General features: G+C 65.5%; 18 protein-coding genes. 14 read left to right on the plus strand and 4 right to left on the minus strand.

The window, feature by feature from the left end:
- Nucleotides 1-146 precede the first annotated feature (146 nt).
- Nucleotides 147-1940 (plus strand): autotransporter assembly complex protein TamA, encoded by a 1794-nt coding sequence (locus XM53_RS19245; RefSeq protein WP_057796323.1) that lies wholly within the window; start codon nucleotides 147-149, stop codon nucleotides 1938-1940.
- Nucleotides 1940-6196, plus strand: a complete 4257-nt coding sequence (locus tag XM53_RS19250; protein WP_057796325.1) for a translocation/assembly module TamB domain-containing protein — start codon at nucleotides 1940-1942, stop codon at nucleotides 6194-6196. Before XM53_RS19245 ends, XM53_RS19250 begins: the two co-directional genes overlap by 1 nt.
- On the opposite strand, the gene XM53_RS19255 is transcribed toward XM53_RS19250, so the two are convergent.
- A complete protein-coding gene (locus XM53_RS19255; RefSeq protein WP_057796327.1) occupies nucleotides 6190-7080 on the minus strand; it encodes a hydrogen peroxide-inducible genes activator in 891 nt (296 codons plus the stop codon). The genes XM53_RS19250 and XM53_RS19255 overlap by 7 nt on opposite strands.
- Before the next feature lie 189 nt (nucleotides 7081-7269).
- Between XM53_RS19255 and katG the strand changes: the two genes are divergently transcribed.
- The 4 genes from katG to XM53_RS19275 all read left to right on the plus strand — a co-directional run bounded on the left by katG (nucleotide 7270) and on the right by XM53_RS19275 (nucleotide 11924).
- Nucleotides 7270-9489 (plus strand): catalase/peroxidase HPI, encoded by a 2220-nt coding sequence (katG, locus tag XM53_RS19260; RefSeq protein WP_057796329.1) that lies wholly within the window; start codon nucleotides 7270-7272, stop codon nucleotides 9487-9489.
- A 155-nt stretch (nucleotides 9490-9644) separates the two neighbouring features.
- Nucleotides 9645-10199 carry a response regulator transcription factor gene (locus XM53_RS19265; RefSeq protein ID WP_057796331.1) on the plus strand — a complete coding sequence of 185 codons (555 nt, stop codon included), beginning with the start codon at nucleotides 9645-9647 and terminating at the stop codon, nucleotides 10197-10199.
- A 1-nt stretch (nucleotide 10200) separates the two neighbouring features.
- A complete protein-coding gene (locus XM53_RS19270; protein ID WP_057796333.1) occupies nucleotides 10201-10599 on the plus strand; it encodes a thiol-disulfide oxidoreductase DCC family protein in 399 nt (132 codons plus the stop codon).
- A complete protein-coding gene (locus XM53_RS19275; protein ID WP_057796335.1) occupies nucleotides 10596-11924 on the plus strand; it encodes an ABC1 kinase family protein in 1329 nt (442 codons plus the stop codon). The genes XM53_RS19270 and XM53_RS19275 overlap by 4 nt, the downstream gene beginning before the upstream one ends.
- On the opposite strand, the gene XM53_RS22725 is transcribed toward XM53_RS19275, so the two are convergent.
- The gene (locus tag XM53_RS22725) at nucleotides 11921-12067 is read right to left on the minus strand and encodes a DUF2256 domain-containing protein (protein WP_082631127.1); all 147 of its coding nucleotides are present in this window, start codon (nucleotides 12065-12067) and stop codon (nucleotides 11921-11923) included. The two genes, XM53_RS19275 and XM53_RS22725, sit on opposite strands and share 4 nt — an antisense overlap.
- A 219-nt stretch (nucleotides 12068-12286) precedes the next feature.
- Here XM53_RS22725 and XM53_RS19280 point away from each other — a divergent pair, with 219 nt between their 5' ends.
- The 3 genes from XM53_RS19280 (at nucleotide 12287) to XM53_RS19290 (ending at nucleotide 15898) form a co-directional block, all read left to right on the plus strand.
- Nucleotides 12287-13867: an ABC transporter substrate-binding protein gene (locus XM53_RS19280; RefSeq protein WP_057796337.1), complete on the plus strand. Its 1581-nt coding sequence runs from the start codon at nucleotides 12287-12289 to the stop codon at nucleotides 13865-13867.
- Nucleotides 13868-13955: 88 nt separating this feature from the next.
- Entirely contained in the window at nucleotides 13956-14942 is a 987-nt protein-coding gene (locus XM53_RS19285) for an ABC transporter permease (protein WP_057796339.1), read from the plus strand.
- Nucleotides 14942-15898 carry an ABC transporter permease gene (locus tag XM53_RS19290; protein WP_057796341.1) on the plus strand — a complete coding sequence of 319 codons (957 nt, stop codon included), beginning with the start codon at nucleotides 14942-14944 and terminating at the stop codon, nucleotides 15896-15898. Before XM53_RS19285 ends, XM53_RS19290 begins: the two co-directional genes overlap by 1 nt.
- A 35-nt stretch (nucleotides 15899-15933) precedes the next feature.
- On the opposite strand, the gene XM53_RS23470 is transcribed toward XM53_RS19290, so the two are convergent.
- The gene (locus XM53_RS23470; protein ID WP_160321418.1) at nucleotides 15934-16107 is read right to left on the minus strand and encodes a hypothetical protein; all 174 of its coding nucleotides are present in this window, start codon (nucleotides 16105-16107) and stop codon (nucleotides 15934-15936) included.
- A 191-nt stretch (nucleotides 16108-16298) separates the two neighbouring features.
- Between XM53_RS23470 and XM53_RS19295 the strand changes: the two genes are divergently transcribed.
- The 5 genes from XM53_RS19295 (at nucleotide 16299) to XM53_RS19315 (ending at nucleotide 22338) form a co-directional block, all read left to right on the plus strand.
- Nucleotides 16299-17294, plus strand: a complete 996-nt coding sequence (locus tag XM53_RS19295) for an ABC transporter ATP-binding protein (protein ID WP_057796343.1) — start codon at nucleotides 16299-16301, stop codon at nucleotides 17292-17294.
- Nucleotides 17291-18256, plus strand: coding sequence for an ABC transporter ATP-binding protein (locus XM53_RS19300; protein ID WP_057796345.1), 966 nt, complete (start codon nucleotides 17291-17293; stop codon nucleotides 18254-18256). The genes XM53_RS19295 and XM53_RS19300 overlap by 4 nt, the downstream gene beginning before the upstream one ends.
- Before the next feature lie 231 nt (nucleotides 18257-18487).
- Entirely contained in the window at nucleotides 18488-19588 is a 1101-nt protein-coding gene (gene dctP / locus XM53_RS19305) for a TRAP transporter substrate-binding protein DctP (protein ID WP_057796347.1), read from the plus strand.
- A 78-nt stretch (nucleotides 19589-19666) separates the two neighbouring features.
- Nucleotides 19667-20977, plus strand: coding sequence for a TRAP transporter small permease subunit (locus tag XM53_RS19310; RefSeq protein WP_057796349.1), 1311 nt, complete (start codon nucleotides 19667-19669; stop codon nucleotides 20975-20977).
- A 5-nt stretch (nucleotides 20978-20982) separates the two neighbouring features.
- The gene (locus XM53_RS19315; RefSeq protein ID WP_057796351.1) at nucleotides 20983-22338 is read left to right on the plus strand and encodes a TRAP transporter large permease; all 1356 of its coding nucleotides are present in this window, start codon (nucleotides 20983-20985) and stop codon (nucleotides 22336-22338) included.
- Nucleotides 22339-22425: 87 nt separating this feature from the next.
- Here XM53_RS19315 and XM53_RS19320 read toward each other — a convergent pair whose 3' ends face one another.
- Nucleotides 22426-24264 carry a tetratricopeptide repeat-containing sulfotransferase family protein gene (locus XM53_RS19320; protein WP_057796353.1) on the minus strand — a complete coding sequence of 613 codons (1839 nt, stop codon included), beginning with the start codon at nucleotides 24262-24264 and terminating at the stop codon, nucleotides 22426-22428.
- Nucleotides 24265-24507: the final 243 nt, after the last annotated feature.

Below are 24507 nucleotides of genomic sequence, written 5' to 3' on the forward strand. Positions count from 1 at the left end.
AATGAACTTTCCTGCTGGGAATGCCGCCGTCCCCGTTCTAGTTTGTTCGCGGGTGGGGAGACGCGCGGCGCGGAACCGGCGCATGACGCATTCTGTCCATCGTCACGCCTTGGGCCCGCTGCGGGCCCCGGAAACGGAGCTGCCTGTTGTTGAAGTGTCGTCGAGTCGCGCCCTGGTTTGTCATCTTTGCCCTGCTGTCGGTCCGCCCTGTGATGGCGGTCGAGGCCACGGTTCAGGTCCAAGGCGCATCGGAGGATCTGGGCGAGTTCCTCAGCAGGTCCTCCCTCAGCGTCGAAACCGCCGAGTCAGAAGACGCGACCGCCCAGGATATCCTGGCCGCCGCGCGCGCCGATTACGCCCGGATGGTTGGCGCGCTTTATGACGCCGGCTATTACGGCGGCGTGGTCAGCATCCGTGTCGACGGGCGCGAGGCGGCCGATATCTCGCCCATCGCCGGGCCCAGCCGGGTGAACCGCGTCGTCGTCATCGTGCAGCCCGGCTCGCCCTTCACCTTTTCGCGCGCCGCCATCGGCCCGGTCGCCCCGGAAACCGAGCTGCCCGAAGGCTATGCCCGTGGTCAGCGCGCCGGCGCCGGCGTCATCCGCCGGGCGGCAGAGGCCGGGGTGACCGGCTGGCGCGAGGCCGGCCACGCCAAGGTCGAACTTGACGGGCAGTCGATCACCGCCGATCACCGCAATTCCACGCTCGCGTCCGAGATCCGGCTGTCGCCCGGACCGCGCCTGCGCTTCGGCGATCTGATCATCACCCGCCCCAGCGCCGTGCGCGCCAGCCGCATCCAGGCCATCGCCGGGCTGCCGTCGGGCAAGGTGTTCTCGCCCGAGGAACTGGAAGATGCCAGCCAGCGGCTGCGCCGCACCGGCGCCTTTCGCTCGGTCGTGCTGAACGAGGCCGAGGTGCCCAACCCCGACGGCACGCTTGATATCCAGGCCGAAGTGCTGGACGCCAAGCCGCGCCGCATCGGGTTCGGCGCCGAGATCGCCTCGCTCGAAGGGCTGACGCTGAGCGGCTTCTGGCTGCACCGCAACCTTCTGGGCGGCGCCGAACGGCTGCGGATCGAGGGAGAGGTTGGCGGCATCGGCGGCGACTCGGGCGGCATCGACTATCGCCTGTCGGCACGGTTCGAGCGCCCCGCCACCTTTACCCCCGACACGACCGCTTTTCTCGAGGCCAGGGCCGAGGAACTGGACGAAGAAGAGTACCGCCAGCGTACCTTCGAAATCGGCGGCGGCGTGTCGCATATCTTTTCCGACGAACTGGAAGGCGAGATCGGGATCTCGTACCAATACGCCGATATCGATGACGACCTCGGGTCGCGCACCAACGAACTCTTGCTGCTGCCCGCCAAGCTGACCTTCGACAATCGCGACGACCCTCTGGACGCCACCGAAGGCTTCTATGTCGGGCTGGAGGCCACGCCGTTCCTGGCGCTCGACGCGGGCGACCCGGCCTTTCGCCTTTATGCCGACGCGCGGACCTATGTGGGGTTCGGCGAAGAGGACACCATCGTGCTGGCCGGGCGCACCCAGATCGGGTCGGTCAGCGGCGCGTCCCTGCTGGACGTACCGCCCGACATGCTGTTCTTCTCGGGCGGCTCCAACACCGTGCGCGGTCAGCCCTACCAGTCGCTCGGTGTCGACCTTGGCGGCGGCAACACCAGCGGCGGGCGCTCTTTCCTTGCGTTCTCGGGCGAGGTGCGCGCCCGTGTGGCCGACGCCTGGCAGGTGGTGGGTTTCGCCGACACCGGCTATGTCGGGCGCGACAGCTTTGGCAGCGGGACCGGCGACTGGCATTCCGGCGCGGGCTTCGGCATCCGCTATGACACCGGCATCGGCCCGGTCCGGTTCGACGTGGCCACCCCGCTCGACGGTGACGCGGGCCAGGATTACGAGTTCTACATCGGTATCGGACAGGCATTCTGATGCGCCTACTGCTTTCTCTTCTTCTCGTTCTCACCTTCACGGTCTCGACGCCCCTGCTGGCCCAGGATCAGGAGGAAGAGGACAAGTCTTTCATCGAGGACTGGCTGCAGGAGAACCTCTCCGGTGCGGGCCGCGATGTGACCGTCACCGGCTTTCGCGGTGCGCTTTCGTCCAATGCCACGCTCGAACAGATGACCATCGCCGACGAAAACGGCGTGTGGCTGACCCTGCGCGACGCGTCGCTGGTGTGGTCCCGGTCCGCCCTTTTGCGCGGCCGGCTGGAGGTTGATGAGCTGACCGCCGCGGAAGTCATCCTTGAACGCCTGCCCGCGGGCGGCGACACCTTCAGCACCGACGACGCCGAGGCGACGCAGTTCTCTTTGCCCGAATTGCCCGTGTCGGTGAATGTCGAACTGGTCCAGATCGAGAATGTGGAGCTTGGGGAGTCCGTCCTTGGCGAACCGGCGCGGCTGTCGCTGGAAGGCAGCGTCAACCTGGCCGACGGTCAGGGTGCCGCCAACCTCTCCATCCAGCGGCTGGACCGCGAAGACAGCCTGACGTTCGAAGGCTCTTTCGCCAACGAAAGCCGGGTGCTCGCACTCGATCTCGATTTCCAGGAAGGCCCCGAAGGCATCGTCTCGACCCTGCTCGGCATTCCAGAGACGCCTGCCCTGCGTCTGCAAGTGACGGGCGAGGCGCCGCTGTCGGATTACCAGGCGCGCATCGTGCTGAGTTCCGACGGTCAGGAGCGGTTCGGCGGCACGGTGAATGTCGGCGCCATCGACGGCGACGACACGCAGGGCTACACCTTTGCCGCCGACCTTGACGGCGACCTGCGCCCGCTCTTCGAGGAACAGTTCCAGCCGTTCTTCGGCGAGGCCACCAGCCTTGCCGTCTCGGGCCAGACCGAGGCCACCGGGCGGCTGGTGCTCGACGAACTGGCCATCGAATCCGAGGCGCTGGAGCTTCAGGGCAACCTGGCGCTGTCCGCCTCGGGCTGGCCCGAAACGCTGCAATTGCAGGGCCGCATCGGCAGCGATGACGGCGAGCTTGTACGCCTGCCCATCTCGGGCGCGCCGACAACGCTTCAGAATGCGCGGCTGACGGCCAGCTTCGACGCCGCGCAGGACGACGCCTGGCAGGCCGATGTTCAGATCGTCGATCTCGTTCAGGAGAACGGACTTCAGCTGGATCGCGCCACGCTTTCTGGCACAGGCCAGATCACGGACGCGCCCGGAAGATCCTTTTCCGGCGACCTGACCTTCGATGCCGAAGGCCTGGAGCATTCCGACCCCGCCCTCGCCGAAGCCATCGGCACCGACGCTGCGGGCAGTGTCACAATTGCATGGCAACAGGATCAGCCCCTTGTGATCGAGGCGCTCGACGTCGAAAGCGGCAACGTCACCCTCACGGCCAACGGTGAACTTGAAAACCTCGAAGACGGCTTTCCTTTCACCGGCAGCGCGACGCTGAATGCCGCGGACCTTTCGCGCTTCGCGGCCATTTCAAACCAGGACATCTCGGGCGCTGCCAACGCCACGCTGGAAGGCACCGGCACGCTGCTAGGCGGGTCGTTCGATATCGAGTTGCAGGCGGAAACCAACGATCTGGCCATCGGCCAGCCGCGTCTCGATCCGCTGATGACCGGACAGGGCACCCTGTCGCTGGCGGCCCGGCGCGACACCACTGGCACGGTGCTGGAACGGCTGACGATCCAGACGCAGGCGCTTGCCGCCAACGCCTCGGGTCGGCTGGATTCGGATGACGGTCAGTTGGATATCGAGGCGCGGCTGCAGAACGTGAGCCAGGTCGAACCCACCCTGTCGGGCCCGGCCACCCTGACCACGTCGATCGACTGGAGCACGGGCGACGCGCTGAACATCTCGGCGCTCGAAGCCACGCTGGCCGAGGCCACGCTGACCGGCAGCGGCGCGGTTTTCCCCGAGGATCCCAACCTGCCCGCCGAAGGCAAGGTGACCCTCGCCGCGCAAGACCTGTCGCGCTTTGCCCAGCTGGCGGGCCGTGATCTGGCCGGCGCGGCCACCGTCGTGCTCGAAGGTTCCGGGCGCATCCGGGGCGGCGCGTTCGACATCGTGCTCGACGCCGAGACGAACGACGTGGAAATCGGCGAGCCGCGGGTCGACGCACTGATGGACGGCGCAGGCACAGTGTCCATCGCCGCGCAGCGCGACACCGACGGCACCGTGCTGGAACGCTTCTCGGTGCGCACCCCGGCGCTTGAGGCCGACGCCTCGGGCCGGCTCGATTCAAACGATGGCGAAGTGACGCTGAAGGCCGCCATCGCCGACCTTGCCCGGATCGAGCCGCGCATGTCCGGCCCCGCCACACTCGACACTGCCGCCACCTGGGAAAAGGGCGGCGCGGTCACCATCTCGCGGCTCGAAGCCTCGGGCGCGGGCACGACCCTGTCGGCCACCGGCGCCGCCTTCCCCGAGGATGCGCTCTTGCCGGTCGAAGGTCAGATGACACTGAATGCCAGCGACCTGTCGCGCCTCGCGCCGCTCCTGAACCGTCCGCTGACCGGCACGATCGACATGACGCTCGAAGGCCGGGGGCAAGTGCGCGGCCGCACGCTCGACATCACGACGGATATCGACGGCTCGAACCTGCGCACAGGGATCGCGCAGGTCGATCAACTGATCGCGGGCAGCATCGACGCCCGCGCCTCTGTTGCGCTGGGCGAGGACGCGCCCGGCATTCGCTATATCGATATCCAAACGCCCCGCGTGACCGTCGACGCCCAAGGCAGCGGTCCCGGCGCGCCGGTCAACCTGTCGGCGCGGCTGGCCGACCTTGGCATCTTCGTGCCGGCCTTTCCCGGCGCGGTTTCGGCCAATGGCACCGTCACCATCGTCGACCGGGCCGGCGAACAGATCCGCCTGTCGCTCGATGCCACGGGCCCCGGCGGCATCAATGCCCGCGTGAACGGGTCGATCAACGGCTACGGCAACAGCCTCGATCTTGACGTGAACGGCTCTGCGCCGCTGGCCCTGGCCAACCCGTTCCTCGCGCCGCGCTCCATCGTCGGCCTTGCCAATTTCGACCTCAGCGTCAACGGCCCGCCGGCGCTGAATTCGCTGTCGGGCGTGATCAACGTCTCGAACGGGCGCTTCGCCCTGCCGTCCCTTTCGACCGCGATCACGGGCATCACCGGTGCTGTCCGCCTGGCCTCGGGCCGGGCCGAAACCGACATCACCGCCTCGATGGGCACCGGCGGCAATTTCCGGGTGCGCGGGCCGATCACGCTGTCGGCGCCGTTCAACGCCAATCTGGAGGCCGTGCTGAACGATCTGGTTGTCACCGACCCCGACCTTTACACGACCACCCTGTCGGGCCAGGTCGGCATCAACGGTCCGCTGACCGGCGGCGCCACCATCGGCGGCACCGTCAACCTGGGCCGGACCGAGCTGCGCGTGCCATCGGGCAGCGGCAGCCGCACCCCCGGCGACATCCCCGAGATCACCCATATCGGCGAACCCGCCGACGTGCGCCGGACCCGTGCGCGCGCCGGCATCATCGGGCAGGACAGCGGCGGCACTCCCGTCGCCTTCCCACTGGACCTGACGATCAACGCGCCGAACCGGATCTTCGTGCGGGGCCGCGGCCTTGACGCCGAGCTGGGAGGGCGCGTCCGGCTTCAGGGGACCACCGCCGATGTCGTGCCCAGCGGTCTTTTCGAGTTGATCCGGGGGCGGCTCGATATCCTTGGCCGCCGGATCGAGCTGACCGAGGGGGTGATCGACCTGCGCGGTGCGCTTGACCCCTACCTGCGCTTCGTGGCCGAGACGGAGAACGACGGCATCCTGGTGCGCACCATCATCGAGGGACTGGCAAGCTCGCCGTCGGTTTCCTTCGAGTCCGTACCAGACCTGCCCCAGGACGAGGCCGTCGCGCGGCTGCTGTTCGGACGCGGGCTGGAAGATATCTCGGCCTTCCAGGCGGCGCAGCTTGTCGCCGCCGCCGCCACCCTCTCGGGTCAACGCTCGGGCGGGCTGGACATTCGCGGCGCGCTCGGCCTCAGCGATCTGGACGTGTCGACCTCGGAGGACGGCGCGACGCAGGTCACTGCAGGGGCGTATCTGTCGGAAAACCTTTATTCCGAGGTGACCGCCGACAGCGAAGGCAACCAGGAGATCAACCTGAACCTCGACATCGGCCGGAACCTGACGGTCAAGGGCTCGACCAGCACCACCGGCAATACCGGCGTCGGTATCTTTTTCGAAAAGGACTACTGAGCCGCGTCCGGCGTCAGAAGGTCCGCGATGGCCCGGAACCGGTCGGCCAGCGGGCTGGTCCTGCGCCAGACCATGCCGACCTGACGCTTGGGTTGGGGCGCGCGGAACCGCGCCACCGACACAGGCGCCGACCGGGTTTCCACCGGGACGGCCATTTCGGGGATCAGCGTGATCCCCATGCCCGCGCCCACCATCTGCACCAATGTCGACAGCGATGTGCCTTCCAGCCCGTCGCGCGGCCCGCCGCCGGGAATATTGCAGAACGCCAATGCCTGGTCGCGAAAGCAATGCCCTTCCTCCAGCAGCAACAGCCGCCGCGTGTGCAGCTCTGTCACCTCCGGCACCGGCGCGTCCGCCTCGGCCTCGGGGCGGACCAGCATCATGGGCTCTTCGAAGATCGGGTATTCTTCCAGCGACCGCTCCGACACCGGCAGCGCGACCAGCGCAAGGTCCAGCCCGCCCTCGCCCAGCTCGGCGATCAGGCGCGGCGTGATGCTTTCGCGCACCTGCACGTCAAGGTCGGGGAACGCCGCGCCCAGCCGCGTCAGGAAGCGCGGCAGCAGGTACGGCGCGATCGTCGGGATGACCCCCAACCGCAGACGTCCGCTCAGCCCCTCCTGCGCCTTGCGCGCCAAATCCGACAACTCGTCTATCGACCGCAGTATTTCGCGCACCCGCTCGGCGAATTCCACGCCGAAGCCGGTCAGCCGCACCTCGCGCGTGGTGCGCTCGAAGAGCGCCGCGCCCGCCGCCGCCTCCAGCGCCTTGATCTGCACCGACAGCGCGGGCTGGGTCACCGCGCAAATCTCGGCGGCCTGCCCGAAATGCCCCACCCGGGCCAGCACCTCGAAATAGCGCAACTGTTTCAGAGACAGGTTTTTCATAAGATAAAATTATCAATCCGATCAATAAATGCAACTTATTCTCATCGAACTGCCTTGCTATGGTCGCGAAGCAAAGGCGATTCCCGCGTTGCATCGCGCGCGGGAATGCTTACGTCTTCTAACGAAGCAATCGGCCCCGGATCGCACGCATCCGGGCACAGTCAGACAGCTAAATCTGGGAGAAACTCAATGGACGGCAACGATCTCGAAAACTCCGGCAAATGCCCGGTCATGCATGGTGCGACCCGGTTCAGCGTCCGGTCCAACCGCGATTGGTGGCCGAACCAGCTGAACCTCAAGATCCTGCATCAGAACACCCCTGAATCCGACCCGATGGGCCCGGATTTCAGCTATGCCGAAGCCTTCAAAGGCCTCGACATGGAGGCGCTGAAAAAAGACTTGAAGGCGCTGATGACCGACAGCCAGGAGTGGTGGCCCGCCGACTATGGCCATTATGGCGGCTTCTTCATCCGCATGGCGTGGCACTCGGCGGGCACCTACCGCACCTCCGACGGGCGCGGCGGCTCGCGCTCGGGCACCCAGCGGTTTGCGCCGCTCAACAGCTGGCCGGACAACGGCAACCTCGACAAGGCCCGCCGCCTGCTGTGGCCGATCAAGCAGAAATACGGCAACGCCATTTCCTGGGCCGACCTGATGATCCTGGCCGGCAACGTGGCGATCGAGGATATGGGCGGCCCGATCTTCGGCTTCGGCGGCGGGCGCAAGGACGTGTTCGAGCCCGAGGAAGACGTCTATTGGGGCTCGGAAACCGAGTGGCTTGCAACCTCGGACAAGCCCAACAGCCGCTATTCCGGCGAGCGCAAGCTGGAAGACCCGCTGGCCGCCGTGCAGATGGGCCTGATTTACGTCAACCCCGAAGGCCCCGATGGCCAGCCCGATCCGCTGGCCTCGGCCCGCGACATCCGCGAAACCTTCGCGCGTATGGCCATGAACGACTATGAAACCGTCGCGCTGACCGCCGGCGGGCATACCTTTGGCAAGGCGCATGGCGCGGGCGACCCGTCGCATGTGGGCAACGAGCCCGAAGGCGGCGCGATGGAGGCGCAGGGCTTCGGTTGGCTGTCCACCTACGGCTCGGGCAAGGGCCGCGACGCCATTACCTCGGGCATCGAGGGCGCCTGGACGCCCAACCCCACCAAGTGGGACATGGGCTATTTCGACGTGCTGTTCGGCTACGAGTGGGAACTGGTCAAAAGCCCCGCCGGTGCCTGGCAATGGCAGCCCAAGGACCAGAAGCCCGAGGATATGGCCCCCGATCCCGAGGACCCCTCGACCCGCAACCAGCACATCATGATGACCACGGCCGACATGGCGATGCGCATGGACCCCGAGTACGAGAAGATCTCGCGCCACTTCCATGCCAATCCCGACGAGTTCGCGGACGCCTTCGCCCGCGCGTGGTTCAAGCTGACCCACCGCGACATGGGCCCGCGCAACATGTATCTGGGCAACGAGGTGCCGGACGAGGTGCTGATCTGGCAGGATCCTGTCCCCGAGGTCGATCACCCGCTGGTCGACGAGGCGGACGTCAAGACGCTCAAGGCCAAGGTGCGCGATTCCGGTCTGTCGGTGTCGGAACTGGCCTACACGGCGTGGTCCTCGGCCTCGACCTTCCGCGGCTCGGACATGCGCGGCGGTGCCAACGGCGCGCGCATCCGTCTGGCCCCGCAAAAGGACTGGGAGGTCAACCAGCCCGAGCAGCTGGCGAAGGTCCTGAAGGTGCTCGAAGGCATCAAGGCCGACTTTGACGCGTCGGCCTCGGGTGGCAAGAAGATCTCGATGGCCGACCTGATCGTGCTGGCCGGCAACGCGGCGGTCGAGGCCGCGGCCAATGCCGGCGGTCACGAGGTGACCGTGCCCTTCACCCCGGGCCGGACCGACGCCACCGACGAGATGACCGATGCCGAGTCCTTCGAGATCATGGAGCCGCAGGCCGACGGGTTCCGTAACTATCTGTCGGGCGACTTCACAGTCTCGTCGGAGGAGCTGATGGTCGACCGCGCGCACCTGCTGGGCCTGTCGGCGCCGCAGATGACGGTTCTGATCGGCGGGTTGCGGTCGCTGGGCGCGAACTATGGCGGCACGACGCATGGTGTCTTTACCGACCGTGTCGGCACGCTCAGCAACGACTTCTTCGTCAACCTGATGGACATGGGCACGGTCTGGGAAGCGACCGACGACAAGGGCATGACCTTTGTCGGCAAGGACCGCAAGACCGGCGACAAGAAGTGGGATGCGACCCGCTGCGACCTGGTCTTCGGCTCGAACTCGCAACTGCGGGCGCAAGCCGAGGTCTATGCCCAGGCCGACAATGGCGGCAAGTTCGTCAAGGACTTCGTCAAGGCATGGGCCAAGGTGATGGATGCCGACCGGGTGCAGCCGGGCTAAATCACTGGCATTTTGCAGAAATTCAGGCGGCGCCTCGGGTCATTCCGGGGCGCCGTCGGCATTTCGGGGCCACGCCTTGCGCAAACTGTCGCACCCCGGCCCCGGCGGTCATCCAACCCCGCGTCCCGCACGTATCCCGTGTAAGAGAGGATGATATGAGAAAGCTACCCAAAGACACCACGCTCCTGATCGTCGAGAATGACGACGTGTTCCGCGAGCAATTGTCCAAGGTCATGGCCAGCCGCGGCTTTGACCCGATTCCGGCTGGCACCGTGGCCGAGGCCGCCGCCGCGATCGAGGCGCGCCCGCCGGCCTTTGCCATCATCGACCTGCATCTCGGCGAGGGCTCGGGCCTGGAAGTGATCGACATGCTGAAGAAACAGCGCAAATCGGCCCGCGCGCTGGTGCTGACCGGCTATGGCAACACGCCCACTGCCGTCGCCGCCGTGAAGCTGGGCGCGGTCGACTACCTGGCCAAGCCTGCCGATGGCGACGAGATCGTCGATGCCCTGCTGGCCGCCGAAGGGGTGCAGCCGCCTGCCCCGGAAAATCCCATCTCGCCGGAGGAGGCCAAGCGCGTTCATATCGAACGCTTCCTGGAGCGCACGGACGGCAACATCACCAAGACGGCGCAATTGCTGAACATGCATCGCCGCACGCTTCAGCGGATCCTCAAGCGCGAGCCCGAACTGGGCAAGGACCCGGGCTGACATGCCCGACAAGGCGGACAAACTGACGGTCTACTACGACGGGTCCTGCCCGCTCTGCCGGGCCGAGATCGGCTTTTACCAAAAGCGTGACGATGCGGGCCGAATCGACTTTACCGACATCTCGCGCAGCGGTGGCGACCCGGCACCGGACCTCGACCGAGAGGCGGCGATGGGCCGGTTCCACACCCGCCGCCCCGACGGCACGCTGGTATCCGGCGCCGCCGGTTTCTTCGAGGTCTGGAAGCGTCTGCCTGGCTGGCGGCACCTTGCCAAGCTGTCTCGCATCCCGGGCGTCTTGCCGGTGGCCGAACTGGCCTATCGCGCCTTCCTACACCTGAGGCCGACGCTGGTCCGTCACCTTGGCCCACGGCTGGAAAACCGCGCCGAGAGCACGCGGTGAACGACCAGAACCCACCCGACCGCAAACGCGCCGCGCGCGTGCCCACGGGGCGGTTTACGCGCATGGCCCGCACCGGCGGCATGGCGACGGCGCTGGCCGGCAATGTCGCCACGCGCGGCGGATGGGAATTGCTGCGCGGCCGCAAACCGCGCCTGCAAGACCTGCTGATGACCCCCGGAAACGTCACCCGCGTGGCCGATCACCTGGCGAACATGCGTGGCGCGGCGATGAAGGCGGGGCAGCTTCTGTCGATGGAAACCGCCGACATGCTGCCGCCCGAGCTGGCCGAGATCCTTGCCCGCCTGCGCGCCGACGCCCAGTTCATGCCGCCCGCGCAGCTGAAAAAGGTGCTGGCCGCCAATTGGGGCCGCGATTTCCTGCGCCATTTCAAACGGTTCGACGTGCATCCCATCGCAGCCGCCTCCATCGGACAGGTGCACCGGGCGCAGACCCGCGATGGCCGCGACCTTGCGATCAAGGTGCAGTATCCCGGCATCCGTGACAGCATCGACAGCGACATGCGCAACCTTGGCTTGATCCTGCGCCGGTCCGGCATGATGCCCGCCAGCTTCGACACGGACCGGATGCTGACCGACGCCGCCGCGCAACTGCACGAGGAAACCGATTACACGCGCGAGGCCGCCGCGCTCAATCGGTTCCGCGCGCATCTGGCGGGTGACCCCGATTTCGTCCTGCCCGAAGTGCATGACGACCTCCGCACGCGCGACATCCTTGCCATGAGCTTTGTCGAGGGCCACGGCATCGACACCGCCGCCGACATGGACCAACCCACGCGCGACCGCATCGCCACCGCGCTTGTCACGCTAACCCTGCGCGAACTGTTCGAACTGCACGACATGCAGACCGACCCCAATTTCGCCAACTACCGCTATCAGCCCGACACGGGCCGGATCGTGCTGCTGGATTTCGGCGCGACGCTGGAATTCGCGCCCGACCGCGTGAAGAGCTACCGCGCTCTGTTCAACGCCGCGCTCAGCGGTGACGACGATGCGGCCTGGGACGCGATGATCGCCATCGGCCTTGTGGGCGCCGATACCTATGCGACGGACCGCGCCCACATCCTGCGTCTTTTCGGGATCGCCGCCGAGCCTTTGCGCCAGGGCGGCACGCTCGATTTTGCCACCTGCGGTCTCTTGGCCCGCCTGCGCCGCGAGGGCCTGCTTCTGGCCGACGAACAGGTCGACATCCACGCGCCGCCCACCGACACGCTTTTGCTGCAACGCAAGGTTCTGGGCTGTTACCTGCTGGCCGAACGTCTGAGCGCCAGGGTCGATCTGGACCCAATTCTGGCGCGGTTCGCTTAATTCCTGGGTCGCGCCCGCTTGCAGCGTTCCGAGCAATAGCGCACCTCGTCCCAGACCTTTTCCCACTTCTTGCGCCAGGTGAAAGGCCGCCCGCAGGCCGCGCAGACCTTCGTGGGAAAGTCCGATTTTCGACGCATTTTCATGGCGTTCGCCCGCCCTTCCCCAATCCTGTCCGTCATACCTACATAGCGCGGCGTCGGACACAATCACGCCCCGACGCGCCCGTCATGGCCTTTTCACCTTCCGTTTTTCACGTGACGTGAAGGCATCTTCCCATTCGTTTGCTTGCAGCGCCGGAACACTCGGTTATCATTCGCCGATCAGCCCGAGGATCAACCCGGGCGATATCCAGGGAGATATTCATGAAAACCAAGACAGTCCTTGCCGCCGCTTTGCTCGCCACCACGGCGATGACCGGCGCCTCGGCCGAAACGCTGCGATGGGCCCGCGCGGGCGACTCGCTTACGCTTGACCCCCATGCGCAGAACGAAGGTCCGACGCATACCCTGTCGCACCAGATCTACGAACCGCTGATCATCCGCGACCACTCGGGCGAGTTCCAGGCCGCTCTGGCAACCGACTGGGCGCCCAAGGAAGGCGATCCGAACGTCTGGGTCTTCAACCTGCGCCAGGGCGTCACCTATCACGACGGCGCCGACTTCACCGCCGAGGACGTGGTGTTCTCGATCAACCGCGCCAAGTCGGAAACGTCGGCGATGAAGGAACTCTTGACCTCGATCACCGAGGTGCGCGCCGTTGACGACCACACCGTGGAATTCGTCACCGACGGCCCCAACCCGATCCTGCCCGCGAACCTCACCAACCTCTTCATGATGGACAAGGGCTGGGCAGAATCGAACGACGCCGTCGCCGTGCAGGACGTGGCCGGAGGGGAAACCACCTTTGCCTCGTCCAACACCAACGGCACCGGCGCCTTCACCCTCGTCAGCCGCGAGCCCGACGTGCGGACCGTGCTGGAAGCCAACGAGAATTACTGGGGCAAGGATGACTTCCCGCTCGACGTGACCGAGATCGTCTATACCCCGATCCAGAACGCCGCCACCCGCGTGGCCGCCCTTCTGTCGGGAGAGGTCGACTTCATCCAGGATGTGCCCGTGCAGGATCTGGGCCGCGTCGGCGACACCGAGGGCCTTGTGGTCAAGACCGCGCCGCAGAACCGGGTGATCTTCTTTGGCATGAACATGGGCGCCGACGATATCGCCAATGACGACGTCGAGGGCGCGAACCCGCTGGCCGACGCCAAGGTGCGCAAGGCCATGTCCATGGCCATCAACCGCGACGCCATCAAGCAGGTCGTCATGCGCGACCAGTCGCAGCCCGCGGGCATGATCGCCCCGCCCTTCGTCAACGGCTGGAACGAAGAGATGGACAGCAGCGCCACCACCGACATCGAAGGCGCCAAGGCCCTGATGGAAGAGGCCGGCTATGGCGATGGCTTCAGCATCCAGCTCGACTGCCCGAACGACCGCTACGTCAACGACGAGGCGATCTGCCAGGCCGCCGTCGGGATGCTGGCGCAGATCGGCGTCACCGTGAACCTGGATGCCAAGCCCAAGGCGCAGCACTTCCCGCTGATCGAGAACGGCGAGACGGATTTCTACATGCTGGGCTGGGGCGTTCCGACCTACGATTCGGAATACATCTTCAACTTCCTGGTGCACACCCGCGGCGACGAACGCGGCAGCTGGAACGGCACGGGCTATTCCAACCCCGATCTTGACGCCAAGATCGTCAGCCTTGCCTCGGAAACCGATCTGGAGGCGCGCAACGCCACGATCAACGAGATCTGGCAGGTGGTTCAGGAAGAACAGCTGTACATTCCGATCCACCACCAGGTGCTGAACTGGGGCATGACCGATGCGGTCGGCACCGAGGTCAGCCCCGAGGACGATCCCAAGTTCAAGTTCTTCGAGATGAACTAAGCCAATCGCGGGCGGCCTTCCGGGGCCGCCCGCCTGCCGTCACAGCCAGAAGAATAACAGTGCGTGACGACCGCTTCGGGGACGAAACATGCTAGCTTACATCATCCGGCGCGTGGCCCAGTCCGCGCTTGTGCTTCTCGTGGTGGGCCTCGTGGCCTTCGCCATGTTCCGCTTCGTCGGCGATCCGGTCGACAACATGCTGGGACAGGAACGCACCGTCGCCGATATCGAGCGCCTGCGCTCCGAGCTCGGCCTCGATCAGAATTTCGTCGTCCAGTACTACAAATTCCTGACCAATGCCGTTCAGGGCAATTTCGGCCTCAGCTACCGCCAGGGGCGGCCAGTGGCCGACATCCTGATCGAACGCCTGCCCGCCACGCTGGAACTGGCCTTCGTGTCGGGCCTGCTGGCGCTGATCGGCGGGATCGGGCTTGGCATCTATACCGCGATCCGAAGGCGCGGGATCTCGGCCAATGTCATCATGACGCTGTCGCTGATCGGGGTCTCGCTGCCGACCTTCCTGATCGGCATCCTGCTGATCTATGTCTTTTCGGTCGAGCTTGGCTGGCTGCCCAGCTTCGGGCGCGGCGAGGTCACCTGGGTCAACGGCTGGTCCACCGGGTTTCTGACCAAATCCGGCCTGCAGGCGCTGATCCTGCCCGCCATCACGCTGGGCCTTTACCAGATGACCCTGATCATGCGGCTGGTGCGGACCGAAATGCTTGAGGTGCTGCGCATGGATTATATCCGCTTTGCCCGCGCCCGCGGCATCCGTGAACGCGCGATCAACTTCCGCCACGCGCTGAAGAACACGCTTGTGCCTGTTATAACCATCACCGGGCTTCAGTTGGGCAGCATCATCGCCTTCGCCATCATCACTGAAACAGTGTTCCAGTGGCCCGGCGTGGGCCTCTTGTTCATCAACGCGATCCAGTTCGTCGATATCCCCGTCATGGCCGCCTACCTGATGATGATCTCGGTCATGTTCGTGGGCATCAACCTGATCGTCGACATGCTCTATTTCGCCATCGACCCGCGCCTGCGCGTCGACCGGTCCGCGGCAGGAGGCCACTGATGACCGATACCCCCGTCACACCCCCGGCGCCGAAAGTCCGCGACAGCCGCTTCCGCCGCATCTGGGAAAGCGATTTCATGTGGTCCTTCCGGCACGCGCCGGTGGCCATCGCCTCCTTCGCGGTGGTGCTGATCCTGATCCTCTCGGCCGTCTTCGCGCCGCTTATCGCGCCCTTCGATCCGTTCAACCCGGCCTCGCTGAACCTGATGAACGGCTTCACCCCGCCGGGCGAGGCCAACGCCTTTACCGGCGACACGTTCATTCTGGGCACCGACGACCAGGGGCGCGACGTGTTCTCGACCATCCTTTACGGGATGCGCATCTCGCTCTTCGTGGGATTCGCGGCGGTGTTCCTCGCCATGCTGATCGGCGTCACGCTCGGCCTCATCGCGGGCTATGTGGGCGGCTGGACCGAGACCATCATCATGCGCATCGCCGATGTGCAACTCACTTTCCCGGCGATCCTCGTGGCCATGCTGATCTTCGGCATCGCCAAGGGCATCACGCCCCCCGCCTATCGCGACCAGATGGCGCTGTGGGTGCTGATCCTCGCCATCGGCCTTTCGGACTGGGTGCAGTTCGCCCGCGTGGTGCGCGGCACCACGCTGGTGGAAAAGAACAAGGAATACGTGCAGGCGGCCCGCCTGATCGGGCGCTCGCCTTTCATCATCATGCTCAAGCACATCCTGCCCAACGTGCTGAACCCGGTGCTGGTCATCGCCACGATTTCGCTGGCGCTGGCCATCATCGCGGAGGCGACGCTCAGCTTCCTCGGCGTCGGCGCCCCGCCCACCAAACCTTCGCTCGGCACGCTCATCCGCATCGGGCAGGAGTTCATGTTCTCCGGCGAATGGTGGATCCTGCTTTTCCCCGCCGGAACGCTGTTGGCGCTGGCGCTCTCGATCAACCTTCTGGGCGACTGGCTGCGCGACGCATTGAACCCGAGGCTAAGATGACCGGGCTTACACTCATCCCCGGCACCAATGCGTCGTCAGCCCTCGGTGCGGCCCGTGTCGCGCGCGTCGGTGCACCAGCGGTCCTCGACGATGTGCCATTCGACGTCACCATCGGTCGCGTGGATGGTCACTTTCGCCTCTTCCGAGGTCACCGCTTCGGGCCCGATCATCGTCAGGAACAGGGCGAAGGCTTCGCTGGTCAGACACATGGACGCTCTCCTTTGTGTGCGTGTTTGCCCGCTCCGGCACGGGCCTCGCGCGGCCCATCCCGGCGTCGTTCCGTGGCGCTTCACCATCATGCCGGCGCGCCGCATGACCAATTCTTAAGATACAGCACGCTCCCTCCCTGTCCCGAAAAAGGTGGACACAAGCCCGTGAGACAGACGAAAGACGCAACTGCATGACCGAAACGCCCGTCCTTTCCGTTCGCGACCTGACCGTGGAAATCCCCACGCGCCACGGCATCCTGCGCCCCGTGGATCAGGTCAGCTATGACATCCGCGCGGGCGAGATCCTGGGCGTGGTGGGCGAATCCGGCGCGGGCAAATCCATGACCGGCAACGCCGTGATCGGCCTTCTGGACCCGCCCGCCCGGATCACCGGCGGCGAGGTCCTGCTGAAAGGCGAGCCCATTCACGACATCCCCCGCGCCAGGCTGCGCCGCCTGCGGGGCAAGCATATGGGCATGATCTTTCAGGACCCGCTCACGTCGCTCAATCCGCTTCTGACCATCGGCGACCAGCTGACCGAGACCATCACCGAGCACCTGAACGTGGGCCAGGACGAGGCCCGCAAACGCGCCATCGCGGCGCTGGACGAGGTCGGCATCCCCGCTGCATCCGCGCGCATCGGCAGCTACCCGCACGAGTTTTCCGGCGGGATGCGCCAGCGCGTGGTCATCGCCCTCGCCCTCTGCGCCGAGCCGGAGCTGGTCATCGCGGACGAGCCCACCACCGCGCTCGACGTCTCGGTCCAGGCCCAGATCGTGGCGCTTCTGAAACGCCTTTGCCGCGAGCGCGGCGTGGCCGTCATGCTGGTCACCCACGACATGGGCGTGATCGCCGAGGCCGCCGACCGCGTCGCCGTCATGTATGCCGGCCGCCTGGCCGAGCTTGGCCCGGTGCGCGAAGTCATCACCAACGCCCACCATCCCTATACCGCGGGCCTCATGGCCTCGACCCCGCTGGCCAGCGTGGGCCAAAAGCGCCTGAAACAGATCCCCGGCGCCATGCCGCGCCTGGGCGCCCTGCCCGACGGCTGCGCCTTTCATCCCCGCTGTGAATACGCGCAGGACAAATGCCGCCGCGATCCCGGCCCCAGCCTGCAGGCCTGCGATGGCCGCGCCGCCTGCTGGTTCCCGCTCGGCACCACGCAAAAGGAGGACACCGTCGCATGAGCGCCCTGATCTCCATCCGCAACCTCACCCGCCGCTTCGACGTCTCGAAACCGTGGCTCAACCGCGTGATCGAGCGGCTGTCGAAGGCCTATCTCACCGCCGTTTCAGACGTGTCCTTCGATATCGAGGAAAACAGCGTCTACGCGCTGGTGGGCGAAAGCGGCTCTGGCAAGTCCACCATCGGCAAGATCGTCGTGGGCCTTACCCCGCCCTCCGAGGGCAGCGTCCAGATCAACGGAACCGATCTGGCGACCGAAACCGATGCGGCCAAGATCGAGGCGGTGCGCGACGAGATCCAGATGATCTTTCAGGATCCCTACGCCTCGCTCAACCCGCGCTGGCGGGTGCGCGACATCATCGCCGAACCTGTCGCGGCCAAGGGCGGCGACACTTCGGGGCTGGCCGAACGCCTGCTGGAACAGGTGGGGCTTTCGGCCGCAGACGCCTCCAAGTACCCGCACGAGTTCTCCGGCGGTCAGCGCCAGCGGATCTGCATCGCCCGCGCGCTGGCGTCCGAGCCCAAGATCATCGTCTGCGACGAGCCGACATCCGCGCTCGACGTCTCGGTGCAAAGCCAGGTCCTGAACCTCATGTCCGACCTGCGCGAGGAGTTCGGGCTGACCTATCTTTTCATCAGCCACGACCTGACCGTGGTGCGCCACATGGCCGACCGCATCGGCGTGCTCTACCTCGGCCGGCTGGTCGAGGAAGCGCCGCGCGACGCGCTTTTCACCGATCCCAAGCATCCCTATACCCAGATGCTGTTCGACGCCGCGCCCCGCATGGATGCCTTCGGGCGCGAGGTCGATCCCCCCAAGGGCGAGATCCCCGACGCGATCAACCCGCCGCCCGGCTGTGCGTTTCACCCGCGCTGTCCCATCGCCATCGACAGGTGCAGCAAGGAACGCCCCCAGATGCGCCAGCTGGGCCAGACCCGCGTGGCGTGCCACCGGGCAGAATAACACAGCACGACTTTCCCGCTTATCACGCGACAGCCCGGGCGAATTCTGAGTCAGGCGCGGCTCCAGAAGGCCGGGCCAAAACGCGCGGTCCGCAGGTCCGCGCCAGGCGACCAGCTCGACTTTACCACATATTGGAAAAATCACTTTACCAATTTGACGGTTTTCCAGTACGCTCGGCCAGGCTGGACCCTTGGCAAAAATGGGGCCGGCCCACGAACTGGGAGGAATCACATGACCAACAAACTGACCACGCGGCGTAATGCGCTGCGCACCATTGCCGGTGCAGGGGCCGCCACGCTGGCCGCACCGCATATCGCCGGGGCGCAGGCCAACGGCACCACCTGGAAAATCCAGACAAGCTGGCCCGGCGGCGCCGGCCTGCAAATCTTCAAGGACTGGTGCGGCACCATCGCCGAAAAGACCGGCGGCGAACTGACGTTCCAGCCCTTCGGCGCCAACGACGTCGTCGGCGACTTCCAGCTTTACGACGCGGTGAAGAACGGCGTTCTGGAAGCCGTGAACCCCTTCACCATCTACGCCCAGGGCATCATCCCGGCGGCCACGTTCCTGACGTCCATCCCGCTGGGGATGCGCAACCCGCATGAATTCGACGTGTTCTATTACGGCCTGGGCGGCCTCGACATCGCGCGCGAACTTTACGCGGCGCAGGGCCTCTATTTCGTCGGCCCCGTCCACCATGGACCGAACATCATCCACTCCAAGGTTCCGATCCGCTCGATCGACGACTTCGCGGGCCGCAAGATGCGCCTGCCCGGCGGCATGGTCGCCGAGATCTTCAACGAGATCGGCGCAGAAACCACGGTTCTGCCCGGCTCGGAAATCTTCCCGGCGCTGGAAAAAGGTACTATCGACGTGGCCGACTATGTGGGCCCGGCGGTCAACTACGCGCTCGGCTTCAGCCAGGTCACCGACTATATCGTCATGGGCCCTCCGGGCTTCATGTCGCTGTACCAGCCGGTCGACACCATGGACATCACCGTGGGCATGGACGCGTGGGAGGCCCTGTCCCCCGAGATGAAGCAATTCGTCGAGATGGAAACCCACGTCTATTCCGACATGCACCACGCCGCGATCCAGGCCGCCGACCAGGAAGCCTGGGAAAAGTTCGAGGCCGACGGCACCGAGGTCACCCGCCTCAGCCAAGACGACGTGGCCCTGATGACCGAGGTCGCCGTACCGATCTGGTTCGACTACGCCAACCGCGACCCGCAGGCCGCGCGTGTCTTCAAGATTCAGCTTGATTACATGCAGTCCGGCTCGCTTGGTTACGTGGACCCGGCCCTGACCGACGGACTCGAGCTCAAGCTCTGATCTCTCGACCGATCCGCCGCCCGGGTGTCGCATACGCCCGGGCGGCATTTTCAACGCCTTAAACGAGTGAGGACCGCAATGCCGGGGCTCAGCTTCACGCTGCCGCATTGGCTGTACTGGGTGGGACTGATCGTCTTCCCCATCATCGCGATGATCCTGTCGCGCCGACCACAGCCCGAAGAGAAACGCTATACCCTGCCGCTGGCCTACATGATCGCCGTCACCGGCGGCATCCTCGGCCTGCACCGCTTTTACCTCAAAAGCCTGTGGGGCCTGGTCTTCATTCCGATCTTCCTGTTCATCCTCTACGCCAACGCGCAGACGCAGGACGCCCGCACCATCCTGTCGGGCTTCGACAACGACCTGCGCGTGGCCCAGCGGGTGATCGACCGCGAACAGGGCCGCGTCGAAGAGGCCCGCGCCGACCTGCCCGACCTTCAGGCCGCCTATGACGAGGCCGAGGAGGGCAGCTTTACCCAGCGCGCCGCCGAGCGCCGCCTGAACAGGGCGAAGGAAACGCTCGACAGCGGTGCCGCCCGCCTTGAAGAGGCCCAGGCCACGCTGGAAGAGATCCGCCCGCAACAGGTCGAGGCGTTCCGCACCCGCGCCTGGTGGGACAACGCCGCGGGTTACGCTTTCTATGCGCTTCTGGCCCTTATGGCGATCGACCTTGTGCTGATGCCAAGGCTGGTGCGCCGCGCGAATGAACAGATCCCGCCCGACGAGGTCTCCGAGACCGAAAAGGCCCTGGCCGCACACGAGGCAGAGGAAAGCCCCAAGCGCGACAGCGACTATGCCGAGAACTGGATCGACCGCCTGTCGCTCTTCTGCGGTGAATTCGTGGCCTATTGGGCCGTCATCGCCGTTTTCGTCTATTACTATGAGGTGCTGGCCCGCTACGTCTTCGGCTCGCCCACCAACTGGGCGCATGAGGCGATGTACCTGATGTTCGGGATGCAGTACCTGATCTCGGGCGCCTACGCGATGCTGACGGAAACCCATGTCCGCGTGGACATCTTCTATGCCCCGATGCGCAAGAAGAACAAGGCGTGGGTCGACCTGCTGACCTCGGTCTTCTTCTTCATCTTCGCGGGTACCCTGCTGGTCACCTCGTGGATCTTCGCCATGGACGCCATCGCGGTGCCGTCGGGCAACGCGGTCGTCTCGGACTGGGCGCGCGGCCAGATCACCTTTGGCGAGATGGTCTCGGGCTTCGGCCTCGACCAATGGACCAACCCCAACATCCGCTGGGGCGAGATCAGCTTCAACGAATGGGAAGTGCCGCTCTGGCCGATGAAGTGGGTCATGGTGATGGGCGGGCTGCTGCTCGTCCTGCAAGGCATCTCGAAACTGTCGAAAGACATCCGTGAAATCGCACGGGGGAACTGAGGCTCATGGGTATTGAAATCGACATCGCGTGGCTCACGCTCATCATGTTCGGCAGCCTTCTGGCGCTCTTGATGGCGGGCCTGCCACTGGCCTTCGTCACCGGCGGTCTGGCTTGTGTGTTCCTGTTCATTCTGGGCGATGAACGCGCACTCAACATCGTGCCAAGCCGCATCTTCCCGCTGATGACCAACTATCAGCTTTCGGCGATCCCGCTCTTCATCTTCATGGCGGCGATGCTGGAAAGGGCAGGCATCATCAACGACATGTTCGACGTGATCTACAAGGTCATGGGCGGGCTCAAGGGCGGGCTGGCCGCGGCCACCATCATCGCCTCCACGATCCTGGCGGCCATGGTCGGCGTCATTGGCGCGGCGGTCGTCACCATGGGCATCATCGCCCTGCCCGCCATGTTGAAACGTCACTACGACCCCAAGATCGCTATGGGCTCGATCATGGCCGGCGGCACATTGGGCATCCTGATCCCGCCGTCGATCCTTGCGATTATCTACGCGGTGGTGGCCGAGCAATCGGTGGGCGAGCTCTTCATCGGAGCGGTCATTCCCGGCCTGATGCTGTCGGGGATGTACATCGCCTACGTCGTCATGCGCAGCTACATCAACCCGGCTCTGGGTCCGGCGATCCCGGTCGAGGAGCGCGTGTCGAACCGCGAAAAGGTACAGCTGATCGGCAAGATGGCCGCGCCCATCACGCTGGTCGCCGTGGTGCTCGGCATCATCTTCTCGGGCGTCGCCACGCCGGTCGAGGCCGCGGGCATCGGCACCTTCGGCGCCTTCATCGTGGCCGCCATCCACCGCAAGCTCGACTGGCCCACTATCCGCGAGGCCTGCACCACCACGCTCAAGGCCTCGGCCATGGTGATATGGATCATGTTCGGCGCCACGATCTTCGTCGGCCTTTACGTTCTGGAAGGCGGACAGCAATTCGTGCAGGACGCGCTGGCGGCAACCGGCCTCGGCCCCTGGGGCATCCTGATCCTGATGCAGATCCTGCTGGTGATCCTGGGCATGTTCCTGGACTGGGTCGGCATCCTGCTCCTCTGCGTGCCGATCTTCGTGCCGATCATCAAGGCGCTGGGGGCCGCCGCCTTCGGCCTTTCCAGCCCCGAGGACCTGGTGCTGTGGTTCGGTGTGCTCTACCTCGTGAACATGCAGATGAGCTTTCTGTCGCCGCCCTTCGGCTATGCGCTCTTTTACCTGCGCGGGGTGGCGCCGCCGGAGATTCCGATGTCGGACATTTTCAAATCCGCCCTGCCCTTCCTGTTCTTGCAGATCGTCGGGCTGGTCCTGTGCATGGTCTTCCCGCAGATCATCACGTGGCTACCAAGGCTGATCTACGGCTGATCGCCCGCTGATCTACGGCTGACGCGCCCCACAAAAAACGGCCCCCGCACCGCGCGGGGGCCGTTTTGAATTGTCACAGTATAGCGCCTACCCGTCCAGCCCACACGCCTTGCGGTCTTCGGGCGACAGGTGACCGCCCAGGCGCTCGGCCAGATCCTTCAGCAGCGGGCCATAGCGCTGCCATTTCGCGACCGAGGTGGCATAGATCGGCTCGCGCACCTGGCTGACCGACGCGGTGTTCACGGCCCGCAGGGACTTGGTGTAATCCAGAACGCCCGCATCGTAGGACAAGCCGACAAAATCCAGTGCCTCGCGCATCTGCGCCTCGGGGTCGGCCACGACTTTCTCGTACTCCACGAACCGCACCTGATCGGGCAGGGTTTCCAGCTGGTGGCGCGCGGTCTTGTCGAACTGGTCATAGACCTGCGCCATCGTCTCGAAGCTGGTCGAGAACGGCTGGTTGTTCCCGAAGTTCTGCATGTAGTTGGACAGCAGGTTGTCCAGCGGATGCCGGCGCATGATCAGGATCTTTGCCCGCGGAAACGCCAGCGCAAGAAGGCCTGCGTAAAGATAGTTGTTGGGCATCTTGTCAGTCACGTATTCCGAGCGCAGCCCCTCGCGGTGCAGAAAGGTCTGGTACTGCTCGCCCAGCCGGGTCAGCATGTCGTCGGTCACGATGCTGTCGGGCGCTTCCTCCTCCAGCACCTGTCTCAGGTCCGGGCTGTTGTGAAACGCATAGGCCGTGGCGCGCAGCTCGCCGCCCGCCTGCACCTTGGGATGACGCGAGAACATCTGTTCCATAAGCGTCGTGCCCGACCGCGGCATTCCGCAAATGAAGATCGGCGCGACCTCGTGCAAGCCGGCCCCGCGATGACGCTGAACAAAGGCTGGCGTGACCAGCGTGCGCATCCGCTGCTCGCGCTTGGCGGAGGTCTCGGCATCGAACGGGTACATCTCGGCGGTGATCGCGTTGCCCTTGTGGAAATGGCCGATGGCGGTCTCGGCGTCGCCCAGATCGTCCGCGGCCTTGCCCAATGCGAAATGCAACTGCACGCGCTGCCGCTCCGGCAGGGTTTCGGTGCGGTCCGCGTATTGCGTCAGCAGGCGGTATTCCGGGCTGTCCGCCTTGGTCTTGCGCAGCGCGATCAGCCGGGTCAGCGCGCCCAGCGCGCGCCCGGGCTGTGCCGCGACCTCCAGAAAGGCCTTAGCGGCCTCGTCCATCCGGCCCATCGCGGCCAGGATGTTGCCAAGGTGCAGCTTCGCCTCATGCGCGTCGGGGTCGATCTCGAGCGCGCGCCGCGCGTGGTGTTCCGCCGCCTCGTGCCGCTCGGCGCGGAACAATGCGTGCGCCAGACCCACATGCGCCGCCACCGATTGCGGGTCCAGCGCCAGCGCGCGAAACAAAGGATCGACCGCCGGCTGGAACCGGAAACTGCGGATGTAGGCCTGCGCCAGGTTCAGGTGCACGTCGACCATCTCGCTGTTCAGCCGGGCAGCCGCGTTCAGGGCCGTGATCGCCTCATCATAGGCCTGTTTCGAGACCAGAAGCGCACCAAGATTGGCCTGTGCCAGGGCATTGTTCGGCGCGATCTCGGCCGCCTGCCGCAAGTGGATCATCGCCTTGTCGGCCTGACCGTTTTGCGCCAGGAAGACGCCGTAATCCACCAGGGCCGGCACGTTGTCCGGGTCATGCTCGACCACCATGGCAAGCAGGCTCAGACCGGCCTCGGTTTCGCCCTGCTGGACAAGGTTCAGGCCCTTCAGGTGCAAAAGCTGCGGATGCTCCGGGTACTGGGACAGAAGCGCGTTGATCGCCTTTTCCGCCTCGCCGAACCGACCGGCGTTCTGGTGGCGCTGGATGCGGGCCACCTCCTCGTTGACCTGCTTGAGGCGGGCGGCGGGATCGGTTTCGGTTGTCGAACTCATGAACGGCTCTTCGGCTGAGGGAATTGCGCCTGCCAGCATAGGCCCCGGCCCGTCCGACGCCAACCGTCTATTGCCAAAACGAGCTGTGATATCATGCTTTTTCCCGGGGGCGCTCTGGCGGGTCAGGCCACCTTCGCAACCCGTGTCAGGCCCAGCGCGTCGGCGCGGGCCGAGAGGTAATCCACCACATCCTGCGGCACCATCCGGCGGGCCACGATGCGCGGCACCGCCATCTCGGTGATG

Origin of the sequence: Roseovarius atlanticus (genome assembly GCF_001441615.1) — a bacterium.
Lineage (GTDB): Bacteria > Pseudomonadota > Alphaproteobacteria > Rhodobacterales > Rhodobacteraceae > Roseovarius > Roseovarius atlanticus.

Excerpts from the sequence above, each read along its gene's own strand:
- XM53_RS19280 (WP_057796337.1), top strand. The coding sequence starts at position 12,287 with ATGAAAACCAAGACAGTCCTTGCCGCCGCTTTGCTCGCCACCACGGCG.
- dctP (WP_057796347.1), top strand. The coding sequence starts at position 18,488 with ATGACCAACAAACTGACCACGCGGCGTAATGCGCTGCGCACCATTGCC.
- XM53_RS19250 (WP_057796325.1), top strand. The coding sequence starts at position 1,940 with ATGCGCCTACTGCTTTCTCTTCTTCTCGTTCTCACCTTCACGGTCTCG.
- XM53_RS19300 (WP_057796345.1), top strand. The coding sequence starts at position 17,291 with ATGAGCGCCCTGATCTCCATCCGCAACCTCACCCGCCGCTTCGACGTC.
- XM53_RS19285 (WP_057796339.1), top strand. The coding sequence starts at position 13,956 with ATGCTAGCTTACATCATCCGGCGCGTGGCCCAGTCCGCGCTTGTGCTT.
- XM53_RS23470 (WP_160321418.1), bottom strand. The coding sequence starts at position 16,107 with ATGTGTCTGACCAGCGAAGCCTTCGCCCTGTTCCTGACGATGATCGGG.
- katG (WP_057796329.1), top strand. The coding sequence starts at position 7,270 with ATGGACGGCAACGATCTCGAAAACTCCGGCAAATGCCCGGTCATGCAT.
- XM53_RS19295 (WP_057796343.1), top strand. The coding sequence starts at position 16,299 with ATGACCGAAACGCCCGTCCTTTCCGTTCGCGACCTGACCGTGGAAATC.
- XM53_RS19310 (WP_057796349.1), top strand. The coding sequence starts at position 19,667 with ATGCCGGGGCTCAGCTTCACGCTGCCGCATTGGCTGTACTGGGTGGGA.
- XM53_RS19255 (WP_057796327.1), bottom strand. The coding sequence starts at position 7,080 with ATGAAAAACCTGTCTCTGAAACAGTTGCGCTATTTCGAGGTGCTGGCC.
- XM53_RS19290 (WP_057796341.1), top strand. The coding sequence starts at position 14,942 with ATGACCGATACCCCCGTCACACCCCCGGCGCCGAAAGTCCGCGACAGC.
- XM53_RS19265 (WP_057796331.1), top strand. The coding sequence starts at position 9,645 with ATGAGAAAGCTACCCAAAGACACCACGCTCCTGATCGTCGAGAATGAC.
- XM53_RS19320 (WP_057796353.1), bottom strand. The coding sequence starts at position 24,264 with ATGAGTTCGACAACCGAAACCGATCCCGCCGCCCGCCTCAAGCAGGTC.
- XM53_RS19315 (WP_057796351.1), top strand. The coding sequence starts at position 20,983 with ATGGGTATTGAAATCGACATCGCGTGGCTCACGCTCATCATGTTCGGC.
- XM53_RS22725 (WP_082631127.1), bottom strand. The coding sequence starts at position 12,067 with ATGAAAATGCGTCGAAAATCGGACTTTCCCACGAAGGTCTGCGCGGCC.
- XM53_RS19270 (WP_057796333.1), top strand. The coding sequence starts at position 10,201 with ATGCCCGACAAGGCGGACAAACTGACGGTCTACTACGACGGGTCCTGC.